Origin of the sequence: Alienimonas californiensis (assembly GCF_007743815.1) — a bacterium.
GTDB classification, from domain to species: Bacteria; Planctomycetota; Planctomycetia; order Planctomycetales; family Planctomycetaceae; genus Alienimonas; species Alienimonas californiensis.
Genome location: NZ_CP036265.1, coordinates 5171703 through 5188901, shown reverse-complemented (window position 1 = coordinate 5188901; position 17199 = coordinate 5171703). Strand labels below are relative to the sequence as shown.

General features: G+C 69.8%; 16 protein-coding genes. 5 read left to right on the top strand and 11 right to left on the bottom strand.

Features of this window, described 5'->3' with window-relative positions:
* Positions 1-19: 19 nt before the first annotated feature.
* Complete coding sequence (locus CA12_RS20620; RefSeq protein ID WP_145361006.1) at positions 20-1237, bottom strand: cupin domain-containing protein; 1218 nt, start codon at positions 1235-1237, stop codon at positions 20-22.
* 135 nt (positions 1238-1372) lie between these two features.
* On the opposite strand from CA12_RS20620, the gene argC reads away from it, so the two are divergent.
* On the top strand, positions 1373-2407 hold the full coding sequence (gene argC, locus CA12_RS20615; RefSeq protein WP_145361005.1) for an N-acetyl-gamma-glutamyl-phosphate reductase: 1035 nt from the start codon (positions 1373-1375) through the stop codon (positions 2405-2407).
* Positions 2408-2410: 3 nt separating this feature from the next.
* On the opposite strand, the gene CA12_RS20610 is transcribed toward argC, so the two are convergent.
* Entirely contained in the window at positions 2411-2725 is a 315-nt protein-coding gene (locus CA12_RS20610) for a type II toxin-antitoxin system RelE/ParE family toxin (protein WP_165700898.1), read from the bottom strand.
* A complete protein-coding gene (locus CA12_RS20605; protein ID WP_145361003.1) occupies positions 2715-3005 on the bottom strand; it encodes a hypothetical protein in 291 nt (96 codons plus the stop codon). The genes CA12_RS20610 and CA12_RS20605 overlap by 11 nt, the downstream gene beginning before the upstream one ends.
* Positions 3006-3085: 80 nt before the next feature.
* On the opposite strand from CA12_RS20605, the gene argJ reads away from it, so the two are divergent.
* The 4 genes from argJ (at position 3086) to CA12_RS20585 (ending at position 10431) form a co-directional block, all read left to right on the top strand.
* On the top strand, positions 3086-4261 hold the full coding sequence (gene argJ / locus CA12_RS20600; RefSeq protein WP_145361002.1) for a bifunctional glutamate N-acetyltransferase/amino-acid acetyltransferase ArgJ: 1176 nt from the start codon (positions 3086-3088) through the stop codon (positions 4259-4261).
* Between the two features lie 137 nt (positions 4262-4398).
* Positions 4399-7503, top strand: a complete 3105-nt coding sequence (locus CA12_RS20595; protein ID WP_242688060.1) for a proline dehydrogenase family protein — start codon at positions 4399-4401, stop codon at positions 7501-7503.
* A gap of 88 nt (positions 7504-7591) precedes the next feature.
* Positions 7592-8764 carry an aldose epimerase family protein gene (locus CA12_RS20590; RefSeq protein ID WP_145361001.1) on the top strand — a complete coding sequence of 391 codons (1173 nt, stop codon included), beginning with the start codon at positions 7592-7594 and terminating at the stop codon, positions 8762-8764.
* Between the two features lie 50 nt (positions 8765-8814).
* Positions 8815-10431 (top strand): arylsulfatase, encoded by a 1617-nt coding sequence (locus CA12_RS20585; protein ID WP_145361000.1) that lies wholly within the window; start codon positions 8815-8817, stop codon positions 10429-10431.
* 6 nt (positions 10432-10437) lie between these two features.
* On the opposite strand, the gene CA12_RS20580 is transcribed toward CA12_RS20585, so the two are convergent.
* The 8 genes from CA12_RS20580 to CA12_RS20545 form a co-directional block, all read right to left on the bottom strand.
* On the bottom strand, positions 10438-11604 hold the full coding sequence (locus CA12_RS20580) for a zinc-dependent alcohol dehydrogenase (protein WP_145360999.1): 1167 nt from the start codon (positions 11602-11604) through the stop codon (positions 10438-10440).
* Between the two features lie 154 nt (positions 11605-11758).
* A complete protein-coding gene (dnaB, locus tag CA12_RS20575) occupies positions 11759-13216 on the bottom strand; it encodes a replicative DNA helicase (RefSeq protein ID WP_145360998.1) in 1458 nt (485 codons plus the stop codon).
* Between the two features lie 17 nt (positions 13217-13233).
* Entirely contained in the window at positions 13234-13680 is a 447-nt protein-coding gene (locus CA12_RS20570; RefSeq protein ID WP_145360997.1) for a DUF7660 family protein, read from the bottom strand.
* A 2-nt stretch (positions 13681-13682) separates the two neighbouring features.
* Positions 13683-14207, bottom strand: a complete 525-nt coding sequence (rplI, locus tag CA12_RS20565) for a 50S ribosomal protein L9 (protein ID WP_145360996.1) — start codon at positions 14205-14207, stop codon at positions 13683-13685.
* A 102-nt stretch (positions 14208-14309) separates the two neighbouring features.
* The gene (ssb, locus tag CA12_RS20560; protein WP_242688059.1) at positions 14310-14873 is read right to left on the bottom strand and encodes a single-stranded DNA-binding protein; all 564 of its coding nucleotides are present in this window, start codon (positions 14871-14873) and stop codon (positions 14310-14312) included.
* Positions 14874-15004: 131 nt separating this feature from the next.
* Positions 15005-15427 carry a 30S ribosomal protein S6 gene (rpsF, locus tag CA12_RS20555; RefSeq protein WP_145360995.1) on the bottom strand — a complete coding sequence of 141 codons (423 nt, stop codon included), beginning with the start codon at positions 15425-15427 and terminating at the stop codon, positions 15005-15007.
* A gap of 118 nt (positions 15428-15545) precedes the next feature.
* A complete protein-coding gene (gene pth, locus CA12_RS20550; RefSeq protein ID WP_145360994.1) occupies positions 15546-16154 on the bottom strand; it encodes an aminoacyl-tRNA hydrolase in 609 nt (202 codons plus the stop codon).
* Between the two features lie 82 nt (positions 16155-16236).
* Positions 16237-16920: a 50S ribosomal protein L25 gene (locus tag CA12_RS20545; protein WP_145360993.1), complete on the bottom strand. Its 684-nt coding sequence runs from the start codon at positions 16918-16920 to the stop codon at positions 16237-16239.
* Positions 16921-17199: the final 279 nt, after the last annotated feature.

The window sequence follows — 17199 nt, the reverse complement described above, 5'->3', positions numbered from 1 at the left end:
ACGTGGATGGTTGAGGGATTCAGGACTTGTGCGCCCCGACGTCCGGGGCGTTGACCTGCGCTTCCGGGCCGAAATACCGCAGGCCGACCAGGGGTTCGGTGCCGTTGTTGACGACCTCCACGCCCTTGCCGGCCGTGGGGGCGGTGACGAAGACCTCGTCCATCGTCATGTCGCCGAACTTGATCATCGCCGGGGTTTGAAGCTCCAACCCGCCGATGCTGCCGGAGCCCTGCACGGTGATCCAGCCGTAGGCGCCGCCGTCGGTGATCGTGCACCGGGCGCCAGGTTCGACCGTCAGTTCCTTCGCCGTGAACAGCTGGGCGCCGTCGATGCGGCCGTAAACGACCCACTTGTCGACGTACCCCTCGCCCTCGTCGGCGACGATCGGCTCCAGGTAGTTGTTGTCCTTGAAGTTCGGATCGACGTTGCGGTCCCAGTCGAGGGCGTCGACCAGGTAGGCGTTGTCGTCGTGATGCTCCTTCGGGAAGTCCTTCGTCAGCAGACTGCGGGGCACGCTGCGGCCTTCGACGAGGCTCTGATACATGCCGAAGACGTCGCTGCCCCACTGCGGTTCGTAGGTCACCAGCGAACCCGGGGCGTGCAGCACGCAGGGGGGGATCAGCCAGCCGGTGCCGGGCTTGAGGCGGTAGGCCTTGGACAGATCGAGGATGCCGTTGTCGCCCTCGTTCCAGCGGTCGAGGCAGTCGATCACGTCCTGCTTGGTCGTGCCGGGCTCCAAGCCCATGAACGTGTAGGGAAAATTGTTCCCGATGGCGTTCATCTGCGGGGGGAAGTAGTAGCTCTCCGGTTTGCCTTCCAGGCCGAGCAGTTCGGCCTGCTCCTGGCTCTGGTGCATGTGGTGGGGGATCGGCCCCATGTTGTCGAAGAACTTGCTGTAGACCGGCCAGCGGTCGTACTTGTTCCAGACGGTCTCGCCGATGGCGTCGGCCTTCAGTTCGGCGATCACCTCTTTGAGGGTCAGCCGGTCGCCCTCGTGCACGACGTAGGAAAGGCCCTCGTCCGGCGGGGCGCCCTCGTTGGCGGCGGGGGTGGTGCTGGCGAACCAGCGCTCGTCGATGCCGCCGCGTTCCTTGCCGAGGGCGTAATAGTCCTGCGGGCGCAGCTTGAGCCGCCGGCCGGGTTGCAGGAAGGAGCGCGGCACCCAAGTGGGCGACAGGCGGAGGATGCCGCCCCCGGCTTTGAGGGCGGCGGCGGCGAAGGAGCTAGCGTTGGGCATGGGGTGGGAAGATCGGCGAGGCGACGGATCGGCCCCGGATGATGGCAGTTCCCCCGCCGATGCGAAACCGACCGCGGGGCATGGCGACGGCGCCACGCGGAGGACCCGCGGAGCCTCCGCGTTACACTCCCGCACATGTCCAATGACCGCACCACCGTCGCCGTCCACGGCGCCACCGGGTACGCCGCCCGCGAACTGCTGACTATCCTGCTTCGGCACCCGGGGGCGGAGATCGTCGCCCTCACCACCCGCCGGGACGACGCCCCCCATGTCGCCGACGTGCACCCGGCCTTGCGCGGTCGGCTCGATCTGCGATGCGAAAACCTTTCGCCGGCCGAACTCGCGGAGCGGGCGGAGGTCGTGTTCCTCTGCACGCCCCACGGCGCCAGCATGGCCGTCGTGCCGGAGCTTTTGGCGGCCGGGGCGAAGGTGATCGACCTGTCCGCCGACTACCGCCTGAACGACCCGGCGGTCTACGCCGAGTGGTACAAGCTCGAGCACACCGACGCCGCCCGCCTGCCGGACACGGTGTACGGCCTGCCGGAACTGTTCCGGGACGTGATCCCCGCGGCGTCGCTGGTGGCGAACCCCGGGTGCTACACGAGCGCCTCGATCCTGGCCCTCGCCCCGCTGCTGGCCGGCGGGTGGATCGAACCGAGCGGGATCATCGTCGACGCCAAAAGCGGCGCCAGCGGGGCCGGCCGGAACCCGAAGCTCGGCACGCTGTTCTCCGAGGTGAACGAAAGCCTCGCCGCCTACGCCGTGGGCGATCACCGCCATCAGCCGGAGATCGAGCAGGCGCTCGCCGGCGTGGCCGGGGCGGCGGTGGACGTGCTGTTCACCCCGCACCTGGTCCCGATGGACCGCGGCATCCTCGCCACGATCTACGCCACCCCGGCGAACCTCGCCGGCACGGAACGCCTGCTGGACGTCATGCGGGCGTTCTACGCAGACAGCCCGTTCGTCCGCGTGCTGGACGGCCTGCCGGGCACGAAGGCGACGACCGGCACGAACTTCTGCGACCTGACGGTCCGCACCGCGAAGGGCCGGGTCGTCGTGCTGGCCGCGCTGGACAACCTCGTGAAGGGCGCCGCCGGGGTGGCGGTGCAGAACTTCAACCTGATCACCGGCCGGCCGGAAACGACGGGGTTCCCGGAGGCCGGGGGGTGAGCGTCAGGCGCGCCGCTCCGCCGCGGCGAAGCGGCGGGGGCCGGCGGCGGTATGCAGCACGGCGAGCACGATCGTCTCCGCCGGATCGGCGACGCTGAACAGCACGACATACGGGAACCGGCCGACCCTGTGGTATCGCGTCGCCGTCGAGGCGGCCAGGTGATGCCAGGGTAGCGACGAGGGATCAGCCGCGATGCGAGCGATCGCCGCGTCGTAGGCGGCGCGAAAGGCGAGGCCGGTCCTCCAGTCGCGGTCGATGTAGTAATCCGCTGCGTCGGCGGCCTCGTACTTGGCAATCGAGAGCGTTCTAAGCGGCACGAACGGGGTCTCCCTCTTCCTGCCGACGACGGGCCGCTTCAATGCGAGCGTCGATCTCCCGCATCACCTCCTCATGGGAGACCGCGGTGATCTCGCCGCGTTGATACGCGTCCAGCCGGCCCTCCGCGGCCCGGACTCGCTCCCGTAGCTCGTTCTCCTCTTTCTCCGCTGGCGGTTGTGTGGCCAGAGCGACGGCTTGGTCCAGCCGGGACAGCAGTTCCTCGAATTGCTCCGGGGGCAGGGCGAGGGCGGCGGCTTCGATCTCGGCGAGGGTGGTCATTGGGGGCGGCTCGCGGGACGGTGCGGAACGGGATCGTTACTGTACCGCCGTCCCCCGACCGACCGAAGAATGAAGCCGCGATGCCCGCCGAGTCCGTTCCGTTGCCCGCCGGATTCTCCGCCGCGGGGCTGCACTGCGGCGTCAAAAGTGACCCGGCGAAGCGCGACCTCGCCCTGTTCGTCTCCGATCGCCCGGCGACCGCGGCGGGCGTATTCACGCAGAACGTCGTCGTCGGGGCGCCGGTGCAGGTCAGCCGGGAGCGGGTGCCGACCGACGCCGCCCGGGCCGTGGTCATCAACAGCGGGTGCTCGAACGTCTCCACCGGCGAGCGCGGCCTCGCCGACGCCCGGGCGATGACCGCCGCCGTCGCCGCGGCGCTGGCGTGTGACGAAGAGGCCGTGACGGTCTGTTCGACCGGGGTGATCGGCCAGTTCCTCAACATGAACGCGATCCGCTCCGGCCTGCCGCAGGTCGTCGCGGGGCTGGGCGATGCGCCGGACGACCTGCGGGCCGCCGCGGAGGGAATGCGGACGACCGACACCTTTCCCAAACTCTCCACCCGTACCGTGGGGCCGGTCCGGGTGAGCGGGGCGGGGAAGGGGGCGGCGATGATCGCTCCGAACATGGCCACGATGCTGGCGGTCGTCCTGACCGACGCCGCCCTCGCCCCCGCGGACGCCGACCGACTGCTGCGGGCGGCGGTGGATCGCTCCTTCAACCGCATCAGCGTGGACGGGCACCAGTCCACCAGCGACACCGTCCTGCTGCTCGCCAACGGGGCTGCGGGGCCCTGTGATGAGCACGCATTCGCCGCGGCGTTGAACGACGTCTGCGAAGAACTCGCCACGGACATCATCCGCGACGCCGAGGGGGCGACGCACTTCGTCACCGTCGACGTGACCGGCCTGCCGAGCGACGAGGCGGCGACCACGATCGCCCGCTCCGTCGCCGACAGCCCGCTCGTGAAAACGGCGATCCACGGGGCGGACCCGAACTGGGGCCGCATCATCTCCGCGGCGGGCTACGCCGGGGTGCCGTTCGACCCGGGGCGGTTCGATCTGGACGTGAACGGCCACGCCGTCTGCCGCGGCGGGGTGCCGACGGACTTCGACGAGGCGATCGTCAGCGAGGCGATCCGCTCGAACCGCGACTGCACGCTGACGCTGAACTTCCACGACGGCCCCGGCGCCTGCCGATTCTGGACCTGCGACCTGACCGCGGAGTACGTCCGCCTGAACGCGGACTACACGACGTAGTCTCCGGCCTCCCCGGTTCGCCGTCGCCGCTAGGCGACGGCGAACCGGGGGGAAGCCCCACGCGGCTTGGGAGACGACGCGGCGGAGTGTGTTACAATGCCCCGCTTCGCTTCGTCCCCCGGAAGGATCCGCCCGCTTTGGCGATCGCCCCGCCCGCTGACTCCGACCTCGATCACGCCGCCTCCGCCGCGCACGATCCCCCGCCCGCGGTGCGACCCGCGGAGCCGGAGGCGCTCACGTCGCTGGACCTGGAGGCGCTGGACGCCGCCTCGGTGCGGGTCGCCACCGCCCACTGGACGAAGATGGGCCGCCGCGGGTCCTCAATGTTCTCCAAGCGGTTCTGGGACGACCGCCTGATGGAATGGGCCATGGGCGACGAGGGCCTGAAAGTGCAGGCGTTCCGCTTCGTGGACGTGCTGCCCACCCTGCGGACGCACCGCGCCGTCACCAAGCACCTGCGGGAGTACTTCACGGACGTCTCCCGCCTGCCGGCCCCGGCCCGGCTGGCGCTGGCCGGGGACCCGAACAGCATGGTCGGCAAAGCCCTCGCCGTGGGCGCCCGCTGGAACGCCCGGCAGATGGCCGAACGCTTCATCGCCGGCGAAACCGTCCCCGAGGTGCTCAAGACGGTCCGCCAACTGCGACGCGACGGCTTCGCCTTCACCCTCGACCTGCTGGGCGAAGCGGTCGTCTCCGACGCCGAGGCGGATCAATACCAGCGGCAATACCTCGACCTGATCGCCGGGCTGGCCGAGAGCGTCAACGCCTGGCCGGAGAACGAGCCGACCGACACCGACCACGTCGGCCCGATCCCCCGGGTGAACGTCTCGCTGAAGCTGTCGGCGCTGTTCCCCCGGTTCAACCCGGCGGACCCGGAGGGCACCTACGAAGGGGTGGCGAAGCGGCTCCGCCCGATCCTGCGGGCCGCCCAGAAGCACGGGGCGTTCGTCAACTTCGACATGGAGCAGTACTCCTACAAGACGATCACGCTCGACATCGCCAAACGGGTGCTGACGGAGGACGAGTTCAGCGCCTGGCCGAACGCCGGACTGGTCATTCAGGCCTATCTGCGGGATGCGGAGCAGGACCTGGACGATCTGCTCAAGTGGACCGAGCGTCGCGGCACGCCGATCACCGTGCGGCTGGTGAAGGGCGCCTACTGGGACTACGAAACCGTCACCGCGGCCGCCCGCGGCTGGCCGGTGCCGGTGTTCACCCGCAAGCCGGACAGCGACGCCTGCTTCGAGCGCTGCACCCGGTTCCTGATGGCCCACTACGAAACGCTGCGGCCGGCGATCGCCTCGCACAACCTGCGGAGCCTCTCCCACGCCGAGGCCGTCGCCGAGGCCCTGGAGGTGCCGAACGACGCCTGGGAGGTGCAGATGCTCTACGGCATGGCCGGGGAGCAGGCGGAGGCCTACCGCGACGTCGGCCGCCGCGTCCGCATTTACACGCCGTTCGGGGAGCCAATCCCCGGGATGGCGTACCTCGTCCGCCGATTGCTCGAAAACAGCTCGAACGACTCGTTCGTCCGTCACGCTCACGACCCCGCCGCCGACCCCTCCGTCCTCTTCATGAACCCCGTGACCGCCGGCGACCAAGAACCCCCCGAGCAGTTGGAAACCAACCCCCCGCACGGCGGCTTCGCCAACGAACCGCTGACCGACTTCGCCATCGCCGAGAACCGCGAGGCGATGCTGGCCGCGCTGGCTCAGGTCGAGGAGCAACTGGGCGGGGAGTACTCGCTGGTCATCAACGGCCGCAGCGTGCAGCCGAACCTGAACCTCGTCTCCCGCGACCCGGCGGACGGCGTGACGATCATCGGCAAGGCGCCCGCGGCCACCCCCCGCGACGCCGCGGACGCCGTCGACGCCGCCAAGAAGGCCTTCCCCGGCTGGATGCGCACCGGCGCCCAGCACCGCTGCGAATACCTCGAACTCGCCGCGGAGGGAATGAAGCACCGCCGGTTCGAACTCGCCGCGTGGATCGTGCGGGAGGTCGGCAAGCCGTGGGGCGAAGCGGACGCCGACGTCGCCGAGGCGATCGACTTCCTCAACTACTACGCCCAGCAGATGCGGACCCTCGCCGAGGGCCGCGTCGTCGACGTGCCGGGCGAGCACAACGTGCTCTCCTACCGCCCCCGCGGCGTGGCGGTGGTGATCGCCCCGTGGAACTTCCCGCTGGCGATCCTCACGGGCATGACGGCCGCCGCCTTGGCGACGGGCAACACCGTCGTGATGAAGCCGGCGGAGCAGAGTCCCGTCGTCGGCGCCCTGCTGATGGATGTCCTGCGGGACGCCGGCATCCCGGACGGCGTGGTGAACTACCTGCCCGGCGACGGCGAACTGATCGGCCCGCCGCTGGTGACGAACCCGGACGTCTCGATCGTCGCCTTCACCGGCAGCCGCGAGGTGGGTCTGGCCATCAACGCCGAGGCCGCCAAGACCCCGGCCGGTCAGGATCACGTCAAAACCGTGATCGCGGAGATGGGGGGCAAAAATGCAATTCTTGTCGACAACGACGCCGACCTGGACGAAGCCGTCCTCGGCGTGCTGCACAGCGCCTTCGACTACGCCGGCCAGAAGTGCAGCGCGTGCAGCCGGGCGATCGTGCTGTCGGAGGCCTACGACGATTTCATGAAGCGCCTCAAGGGAGCCGTCGCCAGCCTGCAGGTCGGTCTGCCGAAGGACCCCGGCACGCAGGTCGGCCCGGTGATCGACGCGACCTCCCAGGCCCGCATCGCCAAGGCCCTCAAGAACCTCGGCGAAGAAGTGGAGCTGGCCGCGACGGTCGAACCGGGGGCCGACGTCCCCGCGAAGGGCCACTACGTCAATCCGCAGGTCTACGCCGGCGTCTCCCAGGACGACCCGCTGGCGAACGAGGAACTGTTCGGCCCGGTCCTCGCCGTCATCAAGGTGAAGACCTTCGCCGAGGCGATCGAGAAGGCGAACGCCACCGACTACGCCCTGACCGCCGGCGTATTCAGCCGTTCCCCGGAGAACCTCGCGACCGCCCGGCGGGAGTTGATCGCCGGCAACATCTACCTGAACCGCGGCTGCACCGGGGCACTGGTGAACCGCCAGCCCTTCGGCGGCTTCAAGCTCAGCGGCGTCGGCAGCAAGGCCGGCGGCCCGGACTACCTGCTCCAGTTCCTCGTTCCGGTCAACGTGACGGAGAACACGATGCGCCGCGGCTTCGCCCCCGGCGCCGCCAAAGCCCCGGGGCCGCGGAAGGGCGAATAGGCCGTCGGAACGGGGATCGAGGGGGACGCATGCGTCCGGGGCGGGGGGGCGTTACCGTGGCCGCGTTCGCCCTTCCCGAGAGTTCTCGATGATCTCCCGTCCGCTCCTCGCCGCCGCCCTGTTCGCGGCGGCCGTCCCCGCAGCGCCCGCTCAACCTGTGACCTCCGAACCTGCCGACGCCTTCCGCGTCTACACGCTGGACAGCGGCTCCGGGGTGACGGTGAAGGTCACGAACTACGGCGCCCGCATCCTCTCGATCGAGTGCCCGGACCGGGAGGGGAACCGGGTGAACGTGGCGCTCGGCCACGGGCCGGAGCTGTCCGACTGGATCGACGCCGTGCAGAGCGGGCAGAACCCGTACTTCGGGGCCGTCGTCGGCCGCTACGGCAACCGCATCGCCGGCGGCGAGTTCGAACTCGACGGCGAGACCTACGAACTGCCGAAGAACAACGGCCCGAACAGCCTGCACGGCGGCAACGTCGGCTTCGACCGCGTGCGGTGGGAAACGCTCGTCCCGGGGACGGGGACGATGGAGGCGGCGTCGGCGTTCGACGGCCTGACGGTCGGGAACACAGTGGTCTTTCAATACACCGCCGCCGACGGGGAGCAGGGTTACCCCGGCGCCCTCACCGCCACCGTCGCCTACACCTTAGACGGCGACACGCTGACGGTCCGCTACCACGCGACGACCACCAAGGCCACGCCGGTGAACCTCACCCAACACACCTATTTCAACCTCAAAGGCGAAGGCGCCGGCGACGTGCTGGGGCACGAACTGACGCTCAACGCGGATCGCTTCACCCCCGTCGAAGAGACCCTCATCCCCACCGGCGAGTTGGCCGCGGTGAAGGGCACGCCCTTCGACTTCACCGCCGGCAAGCCGATCGGCGAAGAAATCGCCGCCGACGACGAGCAACTCACGATCGGCGGCGGCTACGACCACAACTTCGTACTGAACCGCGGCGACGCCGGCGAGGACGAACTGACGCTCGCCGCCCGGGTTCACGAACCGCTGACCGGCCGGGTGTTGGAGGTGAAGACCACCGAACCGGGCGTGCAGGTTTACACCGGCAACTTCCTCGACGGTTCGATCGTCGGGACCAGCGGCCGGCCGTACGAACACCGCGGGGCCTTCTGTCTGGAGACGCAGCACTACCCCGACAGCCCCAACCAGCCGGAGTTTCCCTCCACGATCCTGAAGCCCGGCGAGACGCTGAAGTCCACCACGACCTTCCGCTTCACCACCGACGCCGCGGAGTGAGCTTCGCGTCGACTGCTCCGTCCCGTCGCTCCCGCCCGCTGATCAGGTTTATGCAACGTCCCCGTTTGTGGCTCGTGGCCGTCACGGCCCTGTGGTCGGCCCCGGCGGCCCCGGCGGGGGCGGGAGACGCCGCGGAACGGCCGAACCTCGTCGTGATCCTCGTGGACGACATGGGGTTCTCGGACGTCGGCTGCTACGGCTCGGAGATCGCCACGCCGCACATCGATGCCCTCGCCGCGAACGGGCTGCGGTTCACGGAGTTCTACAACAGCGGCCGGTGCTGCCCGACGCGGGCCAGCCTGCTGACCGGCCTGCACCCGCATCAGACCGGCATCGGCCACATGACGGCCCCGCCCGGCCAGCCGCTGGGCATCGAGGGACCGTATCAGGGCTATCTGAACGACGAATGCGTCACGATCCCCGAGGTCCTGCGGCCCGCTGGGTATCGCACGCTGATGACCGGCAAGTGGCATCTGGGCGTGGACCGCCGCGAGTGCTGGCCGCTGCAACGCGGCTTCGACCGCTACTACGGCGGGCTCAGCGGGGCCTTCAACTACTTCGAGCCCGGCGGCGACCGCGGGCTGACCGAGGGGAACGACCCCGTCGCCACCGGCCCGGACTTCTACGCCACCGACGCCTTCACCGACCGGGCGATCGACTTCCTGCAGGAGACGGGGGAAACCGACGGCGACCGGCCGTTCTTTCTGTACCTCGCCTACAACGCCCCCCACTGGCCGCTGAACCCCAAGGTCGAGGACTTCGAACGCTACCGCGGCCGCTACAAAGACGGCTGGGCCGCGGTGCGGGCCGGGCGGTTGGCGAAGCAGCAGGAACTGGGGCTGTTCGAAGGCGAGTTCGACCCGGCCCCGCTGGTCGGCCCGGAGTGGGAGAGCCTGACGGACAAACAGCGCGACGACCTCGACGCCCGCATGGCCGCCTACGCCGGCTGCCTCGCGGCGATCGACGAGAACGTCGGCTCGTTGGTCGCCCATCTGGAGCGGACCGGCGAATTGGAGAACACGCTGATCCTGTTTCTCTCCGACAACGGCGCCTGTCAGGAGGGCGGACGCTTGGGCAGCGGGACGGAGGCGACGATCCGCAATCCGCCGCTGCGGACCACGGACGGACCCCGACTGGGGCTGGCCTGGGCGAACGCCTGCAACACGCCCTTTCGCCTCTACAAGCACTTCGTCCATGAGGGCGGCGCCTGCACCCCGCTGATCGCCCACTGGCCCGCGGCGATCGCCGCCGACCGCCGCGGCGGCTTCGTACGGGAACTGGCCTACCTGCCGGACGTGATGGCGACGGCGGTCGATCTGGCCGGGGCGACCTATCCCGCGAACGCCCCACCGCACGCCGGGGCCTCACTGACGCCCCTCCTGACCGGCGAGCCCGGCCCGATTCACGACGAACCGCTCTTCTGGGAGCACGAGGGCAACGCCGCGGTGCGGGACGGCGATTGGAAACTGGTCCGCGAGTACGGCCAGCCGTGGGAGCTGTACGATCTGGCGGTCGATCGCACGGAAATGCACGACCTCGCCGCCGCCGAGCCGGACCGCGTTGCCGACCTCGCCGCCCGCTGGGAGAAGTGGGCGACGGCGACCGGCGTGGCCTTCCCGGAACGATTCAACATGTACCAGTTCCTGAACCAACAGCGGGACCGGTAGCGGCGCTCAGGGCCTCATCACGACCTTCACGCACTCGTCCTCCTTGGTGCGGAAGGTCTCGTAGAGGTCCGACGCCTCGTCGAGGCTGGCCCGGTGGGTGATGGGGAAGCTGGCGTCCACGCCGTTCTGGACGTGGTCGAACAGCCGATCGAGGTAGCGGTGGACGTGGGTCTGGCCGCCGATCATCCGCAACGCTTTGCCGAACTGGGCACCGATCGGGTACTTGTCGACCACGCCGCCGTAGACGCCAGGGACGCTGACGACGCCGCCCTTGCGGCAGCAGTTAATCGCCTGCCGCAACGCCGTGCCGTCGTCAGTTTCCAGACCGACGGCCCGCTTGACCTTGTCGTACATCTCGTGCAGACTGGTGCCGTGGGCGTCGAGGCCAACGGCGTCGATGCAGCAGTCCGGCCCGCGGCCGTCGGTGATCTCGCGGAGGCGCTCGTAGATATCGTCCTTGTCCAGGTGCAGCGTTTCCACGCCGACTTTCTCCCGGGCCATCTCCAGCCGGAACGGGATGCGGTCGATCACGACCACCCGTCCCGCCCCCAGCAACTTGCAGGAGAGGGCGGCGAACAGTCCGACCGGTCCGGCGCCCCAGATCGCGACCGTCTCCCCGCCTTTCAGATCGCACTGATCCGCGGCCTGATAGCCGGTGGGGAAGATGTCCGTGAGGAACAGCACCTGTTCGTCCGGGATGCCGTTCGGAATCACGTAACAGCCGACGTCCGCGTGCGGGACCCGCACGTACTCCGCCTGCCCGCCGGCGTAGCCGCCGAACAGGTGGCTGTAGCCGAACAGCCCGGAACCGCTGTAGCCGTACAGTTCTTCGACCTTGTGGGCGTCCGGGTTCGTGTTGTCGCAGAGGCTCGTCTGGTCGTGCTTGCAGAAGTAGCACTCCCCGCAGGCGATGCAGAACGGCACGACGACCCGCTGCCCCTTCTTGATGCGGGAGACGTTGGCGCCGGTCTCCACGACCTCGCCCATGAACTCATGCCCCAGCACGTCGCCGCTGCGCATCTCCGGGATGCTGCCGGCGTAGAGGTGCAGGTCCGACCCGCAGATCGCAGTGCTGGTGACCTTCAGCAGGACGTCGTTCGGGTCGAGGATCTTCGGATCCTCCACCGTTTCGGTGCGGACGTCGTGCTTTCCGTGCCAGGTGACGGCTTTCATCGGTGCGTTTCGGGGCGGGGGCTCAGGGAGGATGAGACCCCACCGTCGCCGCCGCCCGTCACGGCGGACACCGCAGACCGACGCGCCCGCCGGTGGGGAGCCGTCCGCGGGGACGACCCGCACCCGCCGCTCAGGCGAGCCCGGCGGCGGGCGCTCAGAAGCCCTCGGACACCGCGTAGTCCGGGCCGGCGGTGCCGGCGAAGTCTTCGAACCGCATGCACTCCGCCCGCCATGTCAGCGTGACGATGCCGGTCGGGCCGCTGCGGTGCTTGGCGATCACGATCTCCGCCTCGCCGGGCCGGTCCTCTGCGTCGTACATCTCCGGGCGGTGCAGGAAGGCGATCAGGTCGGCGTCCTGTTCGATGGCGCCGGATTCCCGCAGGTCCGCCAGCCGGGGCCGCTTGTCCTCGCGCAGCTCGACGCCGCGGTTCAACTGGGCCAGCGCGATGACGGGGATGTCCAACTCTTTGGCGATGAACTTCAGCCGCCGGGAGATAAACGCGATCTGCTGTTCGCGGGGCACCTTCTTGTCCTCCGGCTCCACGAGCTGGAGGTAGTCGACGATGATGATCCCGAGGTCGCTCTGCCGTTTGAGCCGCCGGGCGATCGCGGCGATCTGCGAGACGGTGCGGCCGGGTTTGTCGTCGATGAACAGCGGCATCTCGTTCAACTCGCCGCTGGCGACCATCAGGCGGTGCCGCTCGGCGTCGTCGAAGTCGGCGGCCCGCAGTTTGTGGCCGTTCACCCGGGCCCGGATGCAGAGGAACCGCTCCGCCAGTTCCAGCTTGCTCTGTTCCAAGCTGAACAGGAGCACGCCCTTGCCGGTCTTGTCCGCGATCGCCTCGGCGAAGTTACAGACCAGCGCCGTTTTGCCCATCGAGGGGCGGGCGGCGAGGATGATCAGCTCCGCCGGCTGGAATCCGTTGGTCTTCTGGTCGAGGTCGAGGAAGCCGGTCGGCAGGCCGGTGGCGTCGCCGTCGCTGTTGGCCCGCTCCTCGATGCGGTCCCAGGCCATCTGCAGGATCTGGTCGATGGCGATTTTGTCGCCGCCGTCCTGCTGCTCAGAGATGGCGAAGATCTTCTGCTCCGCGCTGTCCAGCACCTCCTGAACGGGGCGGGAGGAGTCGTAGCACTCACTGAGCACCTCGGTGCAGGCGTAGATCAGCGTCCGCTGGACGGCCTTCTCGCGGACGATCTCCGCGTAGTACTTGGCGTGGGCCGCGTGCGGGACGCTGGTGAGCACCTCGTCCAGGTAGACGAGCCCGCCGGCGTCCTCCAGCTTGCCGGTCTGGGCGAGCTTGTCGGCGACGGTGACGAGGTCGATGCCCCGGGCGCCGGCCTCGGACAGCTTGAGGATCGCCTCGTAGATCGCCCGGTGACGATCGCTGTAAAAGTGGTCCGCGGTGAGGAACTCGGCGACGTCGTCGATCGCCTCGTTCATCAACAGCAGACTGCCCAGCACGCCGCGTTCGGCATCCAGGTTCTGCGGCGGCAGGGCACCGGTGCGGTCGATCGGCTCGGGCCGGCCGTCCTTCCCCTTCCGTTTGGAGGGAAGGTTCGAACCGCCGGCAGCGTCCCAGGGGGCAGGGGCGGAGTCGAAGCGGTCGGACATCGAGGCGAACGTTCCTGTCAGGACGGCGGGCGGCTTCCGGCGCCGGTGGTCCCGAGAAGGGGTGCCCGGCCGGGGCCGTTCGTTCTAGGTCGGCCGACGGGCGGCGGGAACACAGGTTCACCGCCTCCCCGGCACGGGATTCGCCCGACCGGCCGCACGATCGCGCCAGTCCGTGCGGCCGCGGCACTCTCCTCGTAGACCGTCGCCGTCGCGACCAGCCGGGCGAAGAGCGACCACGACGGCGTCTCCACGTCGGCGCACCCGCCGTTCGCCGCCCCGCCGGGGGCGTCCAGAGCGACGGCCGCGAAGGCTTCGAGGAGCGCCTCCAGCGAGACGTTCTCCCACCCCTCCGGTCTCTCCTCCAGGTCCGAACGAAGGACGCCGAGGAACGCCGCGAACTCCGCCCGGGACCGCACCCCGCCCGACTCCGGCGGGGGCGACCGGCGGGCGGACGCGGCCGACATCGTCAGCCCTTGGACGCGGCCGGGACGACCCAGACCTTGACGTCGGCCTTGGCCTTCTCGTGCAGCTCGATCTTCACGGTGTACATGCCCAGTTCCTTCAGCGGACCTTCGAGCTTCACCTGGTCCGGTTCGACCTTGAAGCTGGCCTCCTTGAGGGCCTTGGAGATGTCCGTCTGCACGATGGAGCCGTACAGGTGGCCTTCCTCGTTGGCGTTCGCCTCGAGGGTCACGCTGTAGCGGCCCAGCGAATCGGCGGTCGTCTTGAGAGTCTTGAGGCGTTCGCCCTCGATCTGGTTGACCCGCTCCTGGTGCTTGGCGACCTGGCGCTTGTTGTTCTCCGTGGCGACGGTGGCCAGGCCCATCGGCAACAGGTAGTTGCGGGCGTAGCCGGGCCGCACGCGGACGATCTCGCCGCGGTCGCCCTGACCGACGATCGGCTCGGCGAGCAGCACTTCGACGTAGGAGTTGCTGGACCCGCCGACCCCTTTGCGGGAGGTACGGGCGCGTTTCTTGGTGGGGGAGGTCATCGGAGCGTCAGCGAACGTGAGGGTGTTGATCGGGAAGGCGCGGCGACGGCCGGCGGGAAAACTCTGGGGACGTCGGCGGAACGTCGGTCGGGGAGCGGTTCGTCAGAAGGGCACTTCGTCGTCGCCGAGGTCGGCGGGGGCGCCCTGATCGTAGTAGTCGTCGGCCGGGCCGTCGGAGGAGCCGCCGAAGTCGTCGCCGGAGGACTGCCGCCCGCCGCCGCCGCCCCCGCCGCCGCGGTTGCCGCGCTGGTAGCCGCCGGCCGAACCCCCCCCGGAGGCACGTCCGCCGCCGCCGCCGCCGCCACCACCACCGCTGTTGTCGTCCCCGCGGCCGCCGACCATCTGCATGCTGTCGGCCACGACCTTCAGCTTGGACCGCTTCTGGCCGGAGGTCTTATCCTGCCACTCCTCCATCTTGAGGTAGCCCTCGATATGGACGCTGCGGCCCTTCGACAGGTACTCGCCGGCGATCTCCGCGGTCCGGCCCCACAGAGTGACGTCCACGAACGTCACCTCCTCTTTGCGGGAGTTGGACTGCTTGTCGTACCAGGACCGATTCACGGCCACGCCGAGGTCGCACACCGCCATCCCGCTGGGGATATACCGCACCTCGGGGTCCCGGGTGAGGTTCCCCATGAGGATGACGCGATTAAAGCTGGCGGCCACGGGCGGGCTTTCGCGGGGCGGGGGGGCGAACTGGCGGTGCGTACACTACGGCGCCGCAGAGCCGGACGGAACCCCGAGCCGGCCGGCGGATCTCCAAAAGAGAGGGAGCCGGCCGAGCACGGGGTCGGGGATCATTCCGGGACTTCGACGTCGTCGTCGCCCTCGTCGGACGGGTTCACCACGTCGACGGTGGCGTGGTAGATCTCTTCCGGCGGCCGGATGACCATGTGCCGCAGGATGCGGTCTTCCAGCCGGCAGGCCCGGTCCAGATCCTTGATGTTCTTCGGCGGCATGCGGAACAGCACGATGTGGTGCACGCCCTTCCGCTTGTTGCGGATCGGGTAGGCGAGGCGCCCGTCGACCCACATGCGGTCGGCGTCGACGGAGCCGCCGGCCTTGCCGATCAGTTCCAGCACCCGGGCGACGTACTCCTCGCCGTCGGTCGCGTAATCGGCGGAGTCGAAGACGAACATCCCCTCGTACAGCCCCTCGACGGCGGGATCGTGGGCCTCTTCGGAGGTCCCGGGGGCGGGGGCTTCGGCGGTAGCGGGCATGGCGTGGGGCGTGGGTCGCTGGACCGCCGGCGGTCGAAGGGCGCCGGGGCGCCGGTCGGATGCGGGCGGCCGCCCGGCGGGCGGGCGGTGGGTGCGGAAAAAGTGAAGTTGGGGTGGTTCAGTCCCCGCCGGGCGGCGGGGCGTTCGCGGCGTTCATCGCGGGTTGGAGCCCGCGGGTCAGCCACAGTTCGACGGCGTCGGCGGCGTCCTGCACGGCGAGGTCGAGTTCGGTCCGCTCCTCCGGGGTGAACCGGGAGAGCACGTAGTCGGCGGCGCTGACGCGGCCCGGCGGGCGGCCGACGCCCACCCGCAGGCGGGGGAACTCGTCCGTGCCGAGCTTCTCGATCACGTCCTTCAGACCGTTTTGACCGCCGGCGGACCCTTTGCCCCGCAGCCGCAGGCGGCCGGACGGGAGGTTCAGGTCGTCGCAGACGATCAGCACGCCGGCCGGATCGACTTTGTGAAAGCGGGCCGCCGCGGCGACGCTGCGACCCGACAGATTCATGTAGGTCAGCGGCGACACGAGCAGCGCCTTCGCGGACTCGAACACCGGACGGCCTCTGCCGGGCGGGACTTCGATGCGGAGCGTCTCCGCCTCGAAGTTCGATTCCGGCTTGGCGTCCGGGGCGTGGCGGCGGGCCAGTTCGGCCAGCACCTCCCAGCCCACGTTGTGCCGGGTGCCGCGGTAGCGGTCGCCGGGATTGCCGAGGCCGACGACCAGCTTCATCGCATCGCTCCTGCGCCGCAGTCCCCTGCGACGCCCCGCCTAAGCCGGAAGCACGCCTCCGGCCTGGAGGGAGGGACGAAGATCAGTCCTCCTCCGGCTTGGCGGGGGCGTCGTCGTCCTCGGCGGCCGGGGCGTCCTCGTCGCCCTCGCCAACCAGTTCCGGTTCAAGCGAATCGACGGTGGCGGCCTCGACGGCGGCTTCCTGGCGGGCGGCCAGGGCCTCGGCGTCGATCACGTGCGCGACGAGGTCGTGCGGGTCGGTCAGAATCTCGACGCCTTCCGGCGGGACGATGTCGCCGACGCGAATCTCGTCGCCGACCTGCAACTCGGAGACCGACACCTCGATCCGGTCCGGGATGGAGACGGCGGAGCAGCGGATGTGGATCGAGTCCAGGTCGTGCTGGAGCACGCCGCCGGCTTCGGACCCGGGGGCGATGCCGGTGGTCACGACGCGGACGTCGGTTTCCAGCTTCTCGTCGGCACTGACCCGCTGCAGGTCGAAGTGCAGGATGTGCTGGCCGAAGGTGTCGTACTGCACCGCCTTGAAGATCGACTTCTGGACGTTGCCGTCCAGCTTCAGGTCGACGACCTGATGGCCGCTGACGAGGATCGGCCGCAGGTCGTGGGCGGGGACGGCGATGCCGACCGAGCCTTCGCCGTGGCCGTAGACGATGCCGGGCACGATGCCTTTGGCGCGGAGGCGGCGGCTCTCCGCGGTGCCCGGCCGGGTGCGGGTTTCAGCGAGGAGCGTGGGGTCGGCGGCCATGCGGAGCGAACGGAAAATCGACGGGGCCCGCCGGGTCGTAGCGGACCCGGCGCGGCTGGAGACGGTTCGGAGAAGCCGGGCAGGGTATCGGCGCCCGCCCGGCCCATCAACCGACCGTCGCCCCCCGTTTCTCCGCTGCTCCGCTTTCCCGGCGCTCCGGCGCCGGCTCGGCGGGCTGGCCGGCTCCGCGACGCCGGCGCCGCGACGGGGAGCGGGGAAGAACGTCGGACGCCCCCGCGGGTACACTGCGGTCCCGCACCCGCCCCGGTCGCCGTCGGA

What these genes read in the sequence shown, in the direction of transcription:
- CA12_RS20585 (WP_145361000.1), top strand. Translation starts at nt 8,815, where the DNA reads ATGCAACGTCCCCGTTTGTGGCTCGTGGCCGTCACGGCCCTGTGGTCG.
- CA12_RS20580 (WP_145360999.1), bottom strand. Translation starts at nt 11,604, where the DNA reads ATGAAAGCCGTCACCTGGCACGGAAAGCACGACGTCCGCACCGAAACG.
- argC (WP_145361005.1), top strand. Translation starts at nt 1,373, where the DNA reads ATGTCCAATGACCGCACCACCGTCGCCGTCCACGGCGCCACCGGGTAC.
- CA12_RS20590 (WP_145361001.1), top strand. Translation starts at nt 7,592, where the DNA reads ATGATCTCCCGTCCGCTCCTCGCCGCCGCCCTGTTCGCGGCGGCCGTC.
- CA12_RS20570 (WP_145360997.1), bottom strand. Translation starts at nt 13,680, where the DNA reads ATGTCGGCCGCGTCCGCCCGCCGGTCGCCCCCGCCGGAGTCGGGCGGG.
- CA12_RS20605 (WP_145361003.1), bottom strand. Translation starts at nt 3,005, where the DNA reads ATGACCACCCTCGCCGAGATCGAAGCCGCCGCCCTCGCCCTGCCCCCG.
- dnaB (WP_145360998.1), bottom strand. Translation starts at nt 13,216, where the DNA reads ATGTCCGACCGCTTCGACTCCGCCCCTGCCCCCTGGGACGCTGCCGGC.
- argJ (WP_145361002.1), top strand. Translation starts at nt 3,086, where the DNA reads ATGCCCGCCGAGTCCGTTCCGTTGCCCGCCGGATTCTCCGCCGCGGGG.
- CA12_RS20545 (WP_145360993.1), bottom strand. Translation starts at nt 16,920, where the DNA reads ATGGCCGCCGACCCCACGCTCCTCGCTGAAACCCGCACCCGGCCGGGC.
- rpsF (WP_145360995.1), bottom strand. Translation starts at nt 15,427, where the DNA reads ATGCCCGCTACCGCCGAAGCCCCCGCCCCCGGGACCTCCGAAGAGGCC.
- rplI (WP_145360996.1), bottom strand. Translation starts at nt 14,207, where the DNA reads ATGACCTCCCCCACCAAGAAACGCGCCCGTACCTCCCGCAAAGGGGTC.
- pth (WP_145360994.1), bottom strand. Translation starts at nt 16,154, where the DNA reads ATGAAGCTGGTCGTCGGCCTCGGCAATCCCGGCGACCGCTACCGCGGC.
- CA12_RS20620 (WP_145361006.1), bottom strand. Translation starts at nt 1,237, where the DNA reads ATGCCCAACGCTAGCTCCTTCGCCGCCGCCGCCCTCAAAGCCGGGGGC.